This window comes from Ruegeria sp. YS9 (assembly GCF_024628725.1).
GTDB lineage: Bacteria > Pseudomonadota > Alphaproteobacteria > Rhodobacterales > Rhodobacteraceae > Ruegeria > Ruegeria atlantica_C.
The window spans coordinates 1,150,576-1,161,976 of the sequence record NZ_CP102409.1 but is presented as its reverse complement, the minus strand read 5'-3'; the positions used below and the strand labels follow the sequence as shown (position 1 = coordinate 1,161,976).

General features: G+C 58.1%; 11 protein-coding genes. 3 read left to right on the top strand and 8 right to left on the bottom strand.

Annotation, left to right across the window (positions count from 1 at the left end; translation table 11 throughout):
• Positions 1 to 8: 8 nt before the first annotated feature.
• A complete protein-coding gene (hppD, locus tag NOR97_RS05945; RefSeq protein WP_170344684.1) occupies positions 9 to 1,106 on the bottom strand; it encodes a 4-hydroxyphenylpyruvate dioxygenase in 1,098 nt (365 codons plus the stop codon).
• Between the two features lie 147 nt (positions 1,107 to 1,253).
• Between hppD and NOR97_RS05940 the strand changes: the two genes are divergently transcribed.
• Entirely contained in the window at positions 1,254 to 1,709 is a 456-nt protein-coding gene (locus NOR97_RS05940; protein ID WP_170344685.1) for an Lrp/AsnC family transcriptional regulator, read from the top strand.
• 20 nt (positions 1,710 to 1,729) lie between these two features.
• Positions 1,730 to 3,610, top strand: a complete 1,881-nt coding sequence (locus tag NOR97_RS05935; protein ID WP_170344686.1) for a monovalent cation:proton antiporter-2 (CPA2) family protein — start codon at positions 1,730 to 1,732, stop codon at positions 3,608 to 3,610.
• Between the two features lie 30 nt (positions 3,611 to 3,640).
• Here NOR97_RS05935 and cobT read toward each other — a convergent pair whose 3' ends face one another.
• The gene (gene cobT / locus NOR97_RS05930) at positions 3,641 to 4,651 is read right to left on the bottom strand and encodes a nicotinate-nucleotide--dimethylbenzimidazole phosphoribosyltransferase (RefSeq protein ID WP_257600529.1); all 1,011 of its coding nucleotides are present in this window, start codon (positions 4,649 to 4,651) and stop codon (positions 3,641 to 3,643) included.
• A gap of 78 nt (positions 4,652 to 4,729) precedes the next feature.
• Here cobT and cobS point away from each other — a divergent pair, with 78 nt between their 5' ends.
• A complete protein-coding gene (gene cobS, locus NOR97_RS05925; RefSeq protein ID WP_257600528.1) occupies positions 4,730 to 5,494 on the top strand; it encodes an adenosylcobinamide-GDP ribazoletransferase in 765 nt (254 codons plus the stop codon).
• On the opposite strand, the gene NOR97_RS05920 is transcribed toward cobS, so the two are convergent.
• The 6 genes from NOR97_RS05920 to NOR97_RS05895 form a co-directional block, all read right to left on the bottom strand.
• On the bottom strand, positions 5,491 to 6,252 hold the full coding sequence (locus NOR97_RS05920) for an ion channel (RefSeq protein ID WP_152457682.1): 762 nt from the start codon (positions 6,250 to 6,252) through the stop codon (positions 5,491 to 5,493). The genes cobS and NOR97_RS05920 overlap by 4 nt on opposite strands.
• Before the next feature lie 117 nt (positions 6,253 to 6,369).
• A complete protein-coding gene (locus NOR97_RS05915) occupies positions 6,370 to 6,879 on the bottom strand; it encodes a CarD family transcriptional regulator (RefSeq protein ID WP_152457681.1) in 510 nt (169 codons plus the stop codon).
• Positions 6,880 to 7,161: 282 nt separating this feature from the next.
• The gene (fdxA, locus tag NOR97_RS05910; RefSeq protein WP_152457680.1) at positions 7,162 to 7,500 is read right to left on the bottom strand and encodes a ferredoxin FdxA; all 339 of its coding nucleotides are present in this window, start codon (positions 7,498 to 7,500) and stop codon (positions 7,162 to 7,164) included.
• 66 nt (positions 7,501 to 7,566) lie between these two features.
• A complete protein-coding gene (locus NOR97_RS05905) occupies positions 7,567 to 7,932 on the bottom strand; it encodes an RNA-binding S4 domain-containing protein (protein ID WP_257600526.1) in 366 nt (121 codons plus the stop codon).
• Positions 7,933 to 7,938: 6 nt separating this feature from the next.
• Complete coding sequence (locus NOR97_RS05900) at positions 7,939 to 10,764, bottom strand: helicase-related protein (protein WP_257600525.1); 2,826 nt, start codon at positions 10,762 to 10,764, stop codon at positions 7,939 to 7,941.
• Positions 10,765 to 10,785: 21 nt separating this feature from the next.
• A complete protein-coding gene (locus NOR97_RS05895; RefSeq protein ID WP_257600524.1) occupies positions 10,786 to 11,394 on the bottom strand; it encodes a tetratricopeptide repeat protein in 609 nt (202 codons plus the stop codon).
• Positions 11,395 to 11,401: the final 7 nt, after the last annotated feature.

The following is an 11,401-nucleotide window of genomic DNA, read 5'->3' as shown; positions in this document are numbered from 1 at the left end:
CATTGCAATCAGGCTGCGGAAATCTCGCCGCTTTCGATCTGTTCACGTTCGATGGATTCGAATAGCGCCTGGAAATTTCCCTCGCCGAAACCGTCGTCGCCTTTGCGCTGAATGAACTCGAAGAAGATCGGTCCGATGACGGTTTTCGAGAAAATTTGCAGCAGAATCCGGGTCTCACCACCGTCGACAACGCCTTCACCATCGATCAGGATGCCGTGTTTCATCATCCGGTCCAGCGGCTCTTCGTGGCCGGCCACGCGGGTTTTGGACATCTCGTAGTACGCCTTGTTCGGGCCCGGCATGAATTTCAGGCCGTTTTCCGCAATTGCATCGGTCGAGGCGTAAATGTCGTCACTGCCGACGGCGATATGCTGAATGCCTTCACCTTTGTATTTCTTCAGGTAAGACACGATCTGACCCGTTTCACCACGATCTTCGTTGATCGGAATACGGATGCGGCCACAAGGAGATGTCAGCGCGCGGCTGAAAAGCCCGGTGAACTTGCCCTGAATGTCAAAGAATCGGATTTCGCGAAAGTTGAACAGGTCGCCGTAGAACTTGAACCACTTGTCCATGTTGCCCTTGTAGACGTTGTGCGTCAGGTGATCGAGATAGAAGAAACCCACACCCCGTGGTTTGGATTCTTTGATCCATTCGAATTCCTGATTGTAGGGCGATGTGTCGTAATATTGATCGATGAAATAGATCAACGATCCGCCGATGCCCTTGATCGCAGGTACATTCATGGTCTTGTCAGCGCCGTCGTAAGGCTCCGCACCTTTCGATACCGCATGGTCATAGGCCTTTTGCGCGTCAACAACGCGCCAGCCCATGGATGGCGCGCAAGGGCCGTGCTCGTCCACGAACCTCGCGGCAAAGCTGTCGGGATCCGCGTTCAGGATATAGGTGACATCCCCTTGCTGCCACAGCTCGACGGCGGGTTTTTCCTTGTGGCGGGCCACCAGGTCGAACCCCATCTTTGCAAACAGGTCCCGCAGTTTCTGCGGCTCAGGATGGGCAAACTCGACGAATTCAAACCCATCGGTTCCGGCTGGGTTTTCCTCGCTGATAACAGATTTCGGGGCGTTGTGTGGGAAAGGACCCATGGCGCGTCTCCTTCAAAAACAGGAATTTCTTTGCTGATTCAAAAATATGACTTTTATGACGCTGTTTCTGCGCATTGTTTTCGTGTAAACTGCCAACAGGCGCGCAAAACGCGCATAAAAGTTAATAAAGGCAGGATTTTTCCGCACATGCTGGACGCGACCGACAAGCGATTGCTTTCCGCCCTGCAAAAGGACGCACACCTGACCGCGCACCAGCTGGGCGAAATGCTGAACCTGTCGCCCAGTCAGGCAGGACGCCGCCGCCAGCGGCTTGAGGCCGAAGGGTACATCACCGGGTATGCCGCCCGGCTGGACCCGTTGAAACTGGGTCTGCAAGTGCAAGGTTTTGTTCAAGTCCATCTGGGGACGCATGGCCCTGAACAATCCGCAAGCTTTGCCCGCATGGTCAACACCCGCCCCGAAATTACCAGCGCATGGACGATGACCGGAGAGGCGGATTACCTGCTGCACATCTATTGTGACGATCTTTCCGCGCTCAACAGCTTGCTACATTCGGTCATCCTGCCGCATCCTGCCGTTGCAAGGGTTCAGAGCCAGATCGTAATGGACCAACTGAAACGCGACGCGCCCCTGCCCACCTGAACGGGCCCGAGAGGACATTTATGGACGTTTTCCTATATCAGGCTTCGATCTATCTGGCGGCGGCGGTGATCGCCGTTCCCCTGTCTGCACGGCTGGGGTTGGGATCGGTGCTGGGATACCTGGCCGCCGGGATCATCATTGGCCCTGTTCTCGGGCTTGTCGGCGCAGAAACGGAAAACCTTCAGCACGTTGCCGAATTCGGTGTGGTGATGATGCTGTTCCTGATCGGTCTGGAACTGGAACCGCGCGCCCTGTGGGATATGCGTGACAAATTGCTGGGATTGGGCGGGTTGCAGGTTGCGTTGTCAACGGCTGCAATCGCCGCCGTGGCAATGTACGCCAACCACCCCTGGTCGGTCGCTCTGGCCGTCGGGCTGACCTTGTCGCTTTCATCGACGGCAATTGTTCTTCAGACCCTGTCTGAAAAGGGCCTGATGCAGACAAATGGCGGTCGAGCTACGTTTTCGGTGCTGTTGACACAGGACATTGCGGTCATTCCGATCTTGGCCTTGCTGCCACTTCTGGCCTTACCTGCCATGCCTCATATCGAGTCGGATGGTTCGATCGACCGCGGGGCCGGAGACCTTCACGGTGCGGACCATCACAGCCTTTCTCTGGTCGAAGGTTTGCCGGGTTGGGCCGTCACGCTGGTCACGATCGGCGCAGTTGTGTTTGTCATTCTGGCCGGTGTCTACCTGACCCGCCCGCTGTTTCGCTTCATCCACGCGACCCGCCTGCGCGAGATGTATACCGCCCTGGCGCTTATGATCGTGGTCGGGATTTCCTTCCTGATGACCCTCGTCGGGCTTTCCCCTGCCCTGGGCGCTTTTCTGGCGGGCGTGGTCCTGGCCAGTTCCGAGTTCAGACATGAAATGGAAAGTGACCTTGAGCCATTCAAGGGGCTTCTGCTCGGGCTATTCTTCATCACGGTCGGTGCCGGCATCGATGTTGCCTATTTCTTTGATGATCCTCTTGACCTGATCGGTCTGGCGCTTCTTTTGATTCTTGCAAAAGGGATCATCCTGTATCTTGTAGGCAAGGCCTTCAAGTTGCGTGGGCGCGATCACTGGCTGTTCACCCTGGGGCTGGCGCAAGCGGGTGAGTTTGGCTTTGTGCTGCTGGCATTTTCCACGCAACAGAATGTCATCCCCCCCGACCTGTCCCAAAAACTGCTGATGATCATCGCTTTGACGATGCTGATCACACCGCTTCTGTTCATCATCTACGATCTTCTGTCGCGAAAGATCGGCGACACTTCCAAAGAACCTGTGCCGGACGAAATTGACGAAAAAGGCCCCGTCATCATCGCCGGGATTGGTCGGTTCGGGCAGATTGTAAACCGGCTGGTGCGGGCCAGCGGATTCAAGACGGTCGTGCTGGACCACAACATCGAAACCATTCAGTTGATGCGCCGTTTCGGCGTCAAAGGCTTTCTGGGCGATCCCACTCGCCCCGAGCTGCTGCGCGCTGCGGGGTTGGAAAAAGCGTCGGTCCTTGTCGCCGCCATGGATGACCACAAGCAAGTCACACGGCTCGTCAGTTATGCCAGACGGCAGCGCCCTGACCTGCACATCATCGCCCGCGCCCGCGACCGGACGCATGTGTACGAGCTTTATCAGGCTGGCGCCAACGACATCGTGCGGGAACTGTTCGACAGCTCCTTGCGCGCAGGCCGCTATGTTCTGGAGAATATCGGGCTGAGTGAGTATGAGGCCGCACAGGCGGAGCAGACCTTTTATCACCATGACCGGATGTCTGTTCGCGATCTCGCCGAACTATGGGTCCCGGGTTTGCCGACAGCCGAAAACCAGAAATACATCGAGCGTGCACAGCAGCTGGAAAAAGATCTGGAAACCGCGCTGCTGGAACTGGCTGAAAAGCACGCCAAGAAATCCGCCTGACCCAAGCCTGTGCCCGGGTCAGGCAAGGAGTCAACCGTCAGACACTCCTGCCTCGGCAAAGGTGGCCATACCGGAATGGCAGGCCACGGCGCTTTTGAGAATATTGATTGCAAGTGCGCCGCCCGACCCTTCGCCCAGCCGAAGACCAAGGCTCAGCAGCGGTTCCTTGCCCAGCTTCGCCAATACGGCACCGTGCGCGGCCTCGGCGCTTTGGTGGCCCGCCACGGCGTGATCCAGCGCAGTATCCGACAGCCTCCACAGGCAGGCAGCGGCGGCCGAGCAGATGAACCCATCAAGGATCACAGGAATGCGCAATACCCGCGCGGCGGCAATTGCCCCGGCCATCGCTGCGATCTCACGCCCTCCCAGGCAGCGCAGGATTTCAAGGCCATCCTCTGACCTGTGCAACGCTACACCTTCGGCCACAACGCGGGTCTTGTTGGTCAGCCCTGCATCATCGACGCCCGTCCCGCGACCTGTCCAATCGGCCGCGTCACCACCGAACAGCGCGCAGGCAATGGCGGCTGCCGGGGTGGTGTTGCCAATACCCATCTCGCCCACGACCAACAGATCAGCCTGCGGGTCCACGGCCTGCCAGCCGGTGCGCAGCGCATCCAGCAATTCGTCTTCGGTCATGGCCGGTGCCTTGGTGAAATCTGCGGTCGGGTTATCCAGATCCAGCGCGTGAACATCCATCGCCGCACCGGCCGCCCGCGCCAGTTGGTTGATCGCCGCACCGCCATGTTCGAAGTTCATCACCATTTGCACGGTCACTTCCGACGGAAAAGCCGAGACCCCCTGTGCGGTGACTCCGTGGTTTCCGGCGAAGACGATGACCTGTGGCGCCGCGATCTGTGGCCGGGCATCTCCTCGCCATCCTGCGTACCAGATTGCCAAATCTTCAAGTCGCCCCAGCGCACCCGGGGGTTTCGTCAGTTGTCCGTTTCGCTCTGCCGCGCCCTGCGCCGCGGTGGCATCCGGCCCCGGAGCCGCTGCGAGCGCAGCGCGGAACGCGTTCAAATCATTCAGTTCAGGCAACATGAAAGCCTCATTGCATCAGAGTGGTCCTGTGTGTTTAACCGAAGCAATGAATCCAACAAGACCCCGAAAGGCACGGGCGTGCAAAAAAACGACACCAATCCCTTTTCCCTGTGGGATATTCCGCTGGCGCTGGTGCTGCTGACCCGCCTGCCCCTGCCCCGATTGCCCGAACCTGTGTTCAAACGGCAGGCACAGGCGGCATGGGCCTTCCCCATCGCCGGGCTGGTCGTCGGGGGGATGGCCTGTCTGGTTGGATGGTTGGCAATGGTTTTTCATCTGCCCCCTTTTGTTGCCGCGACCTTGTTGGTTGCGACTTTGATCATGATGACGGGCGCGATGCACGAGGACGGTCTTGCCGATACGTTCGACGGGCTCTGGGGCGGATTCACCCCTGAACGTCGACTTGAAATCATGAAAGACAGCCAGATCGGAACTTATGGTGTTCTTGCTTTGGTTTTTTCTCAGCTTGCTCGGGTTTCGGCCGTTGCCACGATTTTGGCAACCGGGTCGATTTGGGCGATTCTGGCAGCCTGCGTGTTCTCACGCGCCCTGATGCCGGTTTTGATGTCATCTCTGCCGAACGCCAGAAAATCGGGGCTGAGCCATTCGGTGGGAACCCCCGGCGCGATTTCGGTCAGCATGTCCTTGGGCCTGGCCGTTCCAATCGCCGTTTTCCTGTGCGGGGGCGCGGCGATCACCGCCATCTTCTCTGCCGCCTTGGTTGCCGCCATCTTGGCGCTGACAGCGCGCAAAAAGATCGGCGGCCAGACCGGGGACATACTTGGGGCATCGCAACAACTGGCCGAGATCGCGTTTCTGCTTGCCATCAGCGCGCAGATCTAGGACACGCCGCCTGTTTCGATCCGCAGTGTTCCACCGCAATGCTTGCAATGCACGGCATCGGGATCATGCCGATACAACCCGCAGCTTGGGCATTTGTGACGTACCTTCTGCGGCATGAATATCGCCTGCGCCAAACGGACAAACAACGCGACACCCACGACCATGATGAACACCGAGAACAGCTTGCCCCAAGGGGTGCTCAGCGTGATGTCGCCGAAGCCGGTTGTGGTCAGGGTGGCCATGGTGAAATACAGCGCGTCTATGTAAGGCGTCTGGGCGTCTTCCGGAATGAAGAACACCAAAACCGCCGTAGAGGTGGCAAAGACAAATACCATCAGATTGATTGCCGCAATCACCGCGTCTTCATGGGTGCGAAAAAAGCTGCTGTCGCGTCGCAAGTCCCTGAGCAGATGGTATGAGTGGATCAGGCGCAAGGCCCGCAGAATCCTCAGGAAAGCCAGGTTGCCCGTCAGGAACGGATCCAGAACCAGCGAGACGATGACGACAATATCCGCCAGCGTATAAATCTGGCGCAGCAGCTTCCAACGATCCTTTGAAATCCAAAGCCGCGCAGAGAAGTCCAAGAAAATCAAAAAACCGATCAACTGGCTTGCAAGGACCAAGCCGGGACCATGAGGGACGTGAGCCGTTGCGACAAAGAAAATGATTGTCGCAACATCGAACAGGATCAGAGCGTACCGAAACCAGACCGAAATCGGGTCATGTCCGATATACAGATATCTAACTGTCTGCTTCATGTCCGCCCTGTAGCTTGCTGCATATACAGTGAAATTAGCGGTACTTGCGGAATTCACCAAGCCACGAAAAAGGCCGCCCCGATGGTGGAGCGGCCTGTTGTCATATCGAACTCGCTGTCAGGCAGCGCGAGAGGTCAGAACTTCGTCCACCTGTTTGGCAGCGGATACTTCGCCGGCGCCGGAAACCGCCGCGACCTCGCGGGTCAGGCGTTCCAGGGCAGCTTCGTACAACTGACGCTCGGAATAGCTCTGCTCGCGCTGATCGTCCGTGCGATGCAGATCGCGGACCACTTCCGCAATCGAGATCAGATCGCCCGAGTTGATTTTCTGCTCGTATTCCTGAGCACGGCGCGACCACATGGCGCGTTTGACCTTTGCCTTTCCTTTGAGCGTCTTCATCGCCTGACTGATCACGTCGGGCGAGCTGAGCGACCGCAGACCGGATTCGGTAACCTTGTTGGTCGGCACGCGCAGTGTCATCTTGTCTTTCTCAAATGAGATGACGAACAGCTCCAGAGAGAATCCCGCGACTTCCTGTTCTTCGATCGAGATGATCTGGCCTACGCCGTGGGCGGGGTAGACAACATAGTCGTTCGGGCGGAACTCGAGCTTTTTCGACTTTGTCATTCAGTTTTTTCCTTGCTTGCGGACGGGACACAGACAACAAAAACACCACATGCGGGGACTTTTTCAGCCCCGACAGGCGGCGATATTGTCACAAATTCAAATCTCCAAAGCGAGCATACTTGTGGAGCGCATCCCAATCTCGGTCATCATACAAGAACCAAGTATATCACAAAAATACGACACCCGAAAGTTTACCCCACGGCAAATTTTCATATTCAACCTGTTTTCAACAGGTTGTGCCGCGTTCTTTGCGCATCAAACAGGGGTTTGAGCGCGAATCGTTCAACCACCCTCGCCCGGTGCTTCCGAGAAATACTTCTCCATCTTGCCTTCTTCACCGTCGCGTTCTTCCGCATCGGGAAGCGGATCTTTCTTGGTGACGATCACGGGCCACATTTCCGAGTACTTGCGATTGAATTCGACCCATTGATCCATGCCCGGTTCAGTATCGGGGCGGATCGCGTCGGCCGGGCATTCCGGTTCGCAAACACCGCAGTCGATGCATTCGTCGGGATGGATGACCAACGTGTTCTCACCTTCATAGAAACAGTCCACCGGACATACTTCGACACAGTCAGTATATTTGCAGGCGATACAGTTTTCGGTGACAACATAGGTCATGATCGGATTCCCGTTTGCGGTTTGAGCGTTTAGCTAATTCAGTCTGGCCTACTCTTCAAGATATGATCAGCGATCTTCGGTGCGAGAAAGATCAAGTGAACGGCGATCTTTCTTTGTCGGGCGACCTTTTCCCTCAAACCCCGGATTTTTGGGCGGAACGTCCTGTTTTTCGGTCATATCGAAATACAGCGTTTGCGCTTCGGGGGCCGGACCACGGCGATCCCCGATTTTTTCGATGCGAATGACGCGGACGATACGGCCCTGAGCAAAGGTCAGAACGTCGCCCGGTGCCACGGCCTGCGCCGGTTTTTGCACCCGGTTTCCGTTCAACCTGACATGGCCGCCGCTGACCTGTTTGGCGGCCAGGCTGCGGGTCTTGAAGAACCGCGCCTGCCACAACCATTTGTCAATCCGCAGCTTGGCCTCGGCCATTTCGGATCAGTTGCCGTCCTTCAAACCCATCAGCGCGGCTGCAAACGGGTTGTCGGGATCAATCGCCTTTTCCTTTTTCGGCGGCCGCGACGAGAAGGTCTTGGCGCCCTGAGGCTTGCCGCCCTTCTTGCCGTGAGGTTTGCCACGGCCATCCTGCGGTTTGCCACGCGGTTTGCCCTTGCCCTGTCCCTGTTCGCGACGCGGGGCCCGGTTGGGCTGTCGCTGACGGGCCCAAGTGAAGGTATAGAACACTTCAACCTCGGGTTCGTCAGAAACTGGTTCTGCGGGAAGGCTTTCCGCGCCAGCCTCGGCTGCCGCCTCGGTGCTTTCGGTGGCCTCGGCTGCCGCCTCGGCGGGTGCTGCGACCTCTTCTGCCGCGACTTCACTTGCCGGGGCTTCTTCGGCGGTCGGTTTGTCAGCGTCATCTGCCGCCGGTCGTTCGACCGGTGCAGGTTTGACTTTCGGCCGCTCGCCGCGTTCTGCCTTGTATCCCAACCCCTGCATCAGATCAGCGAACTGATCCAGCGTCATCCCGGTGATCGACAGCATATCGGGTTTGGCTTCGAACCCGCCGCGGCTGTCTTCAGCGCGCAGCATGTCCGCCAATCGTTCCAGCATGTCGATACGGATCGAACGCTCGCCCGCATCGCGGTAGCCACACATGGTGTCATAGCCCTGCGGTGCATCCTTTGCGACCGGCACGGTCACCAGGCCCGGAGGTGGCGCTTCGGGGAATTCCTGCAAACCGCTGGACAGCGCCCAAAGCACGAGACGCAGACGCGTGGGGGCCGGTTTCAGCAGCAGCGGCATGAAAATGGTGAACTGGCCGAACCGGATACCATGCTTGCGCAAGGCGCCACGGGCGTCCTGATCAAGATCCTTGACCTCTTGTGCGACCTGTGCGCGGGGCAGGATACCCAGCGCTTCGACCATGCGGAAAGCAAAACCCTTGGCAAGGCCGCTGAGTTCCTCATCGCGGGACAGGTTCAGCAGCGGCTCGAACAGAGCGGCCACCTTGCGGTCGATGAAGTGCTGCAAACGGCGCTGCACTTTCTGCTCGACATCCGGCCCCGCGGCCTCATCAACGAAAACTTCGACCATAGGTTTGAGAGGTTCTGCCCCGGCAACCAGCTTGCCGACGGCGTATTCACCCCACATCAGGCCACCCTGATCAGTGAAATCAATTTCAGTATCGGGCGCGTTGTAGAAGCGATCGGCGCGCAGATGGAATTGCGGCGCGAGTGCTTGCAGAGACGCCGATTTCAGAGCTTTCGCCTCGGTTCCCTGCGCGCTTTTGTCCGGGATGAACCGGAACCCTTCCAGACGACCGACGAATTCGCCTTCGACGGTCACTTCACCCTTGTCATTTACTTCGGCCAAAAGGGCCTCCTTCTGCTTGAGCCGGCGCAACAAAACGGATGTGCGCCGATCCACAAATCTTTGCGTGAGACGCTCATGCAGAGCGTCGGACAGTCTGTCTTCTACAGTGCGGGTTTCGTCACGCCAATGTGATTCGTCACGAACCCACCCTTTTCGCTGCGCAACATATGTCCACGTGCGAATATATGCCAATCTTTTAGATAACGCGTCGATATCGCCGTGGGTCTGATCGATCCGTCTGATCTGCCGTGCCATGAACTCGTCGGGAATAGTTCCCCGTTCATGCAGGTGGCCATAGATCACCTCCAGCAAACTGGCGTGTTCCGCATGGCTGATACCGCGAAAATCAGGGATTCTGCACACATCCCACAGCAACCGGATGGACAGGCCGTCGCCTGCACGGGCGACAACCTCGGTCACTTGCGACAGCGATTTCAACGCGTTCAGGTCGTCGGCAGGGCGGGCCTTGATCAGGTGTTCATCATCCGGGCTGACCTCAAGCGAGTCGATCAGCGCTTCAATCGATCCGAACCGAAGGGCGGCATTCCGCCAGTTCAGCTTTTTCATCGGCGTAAACCGGCTGTCCATGATCGCCTGCGCCACGCCCTCGTCCAGCGGCGGGGCCTCTCCGGTTACGCCGAAGGTGCCATCCGACATCCCGCGACCTGCCCGGCCAGCGATCTGCGCCAGCTCGTTCGGCGCAAGTGGACGCATCCGGCGCCCGTCGAACTTGGACAGGGATGAAAACGCAACGTGGTTCACATCCAGGTTCAACCCCATCCCGATAGCGTCCGTAGCAACCAGGTAGTCAACCTCGCCGTTTTGGTACAGGTCTACCTGTGCATTCCGGGTCCGCGGGCTGAGCGCCCCCATAACCACCGCAGCACCACCTTTCTGGCGGCGCAACAATTCGGCGATGGCATAGACGTTTTCGACCGAAAACCCGACGATGGCGCTGCGCGGGGGCATCCGGCTGATCTTCTTGGAGCCAGAGTAGACCAGTTGCGACATCCGCTCTCGCCGCACGAACTGTGCCTGGGGGACCAGCGCCGCAATAGGGCCACGCATTGTGTCCGAGCCCAGGAACAATGTCTCGTTCGTACCGCGAGACCTGAGCAGACGGTCGGTGAAGACGTGACCCCGTTCCGGATCGGCGCAGAGCTGGATCTCATCGATGGCAACAAAATCAGCGCCCATGCCTTCCGGCATCGCCTCAACCGTGCACACCCAATACTGGGCGCGGGGTGGTACGATCCGTTCCTCGCCGGTAACCAGCGCCACCACCGACGGACCACGGATCGCAACGATCTTGTCATAGACCTCGCGCGCCAGCAGGCGCAGCGGCAGACCGATCACGCCTGTCCGATAGCCCAGCATGCGCTCGATAGCGTAATGGGTTTTGCCGGTGTTGGTCGGGCCAAGTACGGCCACGATTCGGGATGACCCGCTCACATTCGCCCCCTGCCCCGAGCCTTACAGCGCCTTGCCTTCAACCTGAGGCTTCAGCCGATTCACGGCATTGGTTACTTCTTCGTGATGGGGATGTATAGCCAAGGCCCGAGAATATGCTTCGTAGGCTTTCCGAGGTTCCCCGATAACTTCGAAGATCAGCCCCAGACCGTAAATCGCCTCATAGTGATTTGGATTCAACGTCAGCACATGTTCCAGATCGGCGGCCGCCATACCAAACCGCTCGACCCCGAAAAAGGCAGATGCGCGCAGATGCCAGCCTTCGGCAAAATCAGGCGCGTGATCCGTCAGCGCCGTCAGGTGATCCAGAGCAGCGTCGACATCGCCCTCGTCCAAGGCCTCGCGTCCCCGCTCCAGCAACAGATCAGCCGACGGCGAGCCGGATTGCGACCACAACGCCTGCAACTGCCGATCCAGTGCAATTGCCTGGTCGGGAGTCGACTGTGCCAGCTTTTGCAGCAGTTCATCCTCGTCCCGTGAATCCGCCTGTTGCGCGAAACAACTGGTGGAAAACGTGACTAGGACAAAAAGTGCCGCAACGGTACCTTTGAGATTGTGAATTGCAATGCTCATAACAATAGTCAGTGTAGCGTTGCGACCGGGGATGTCCATTCACGGC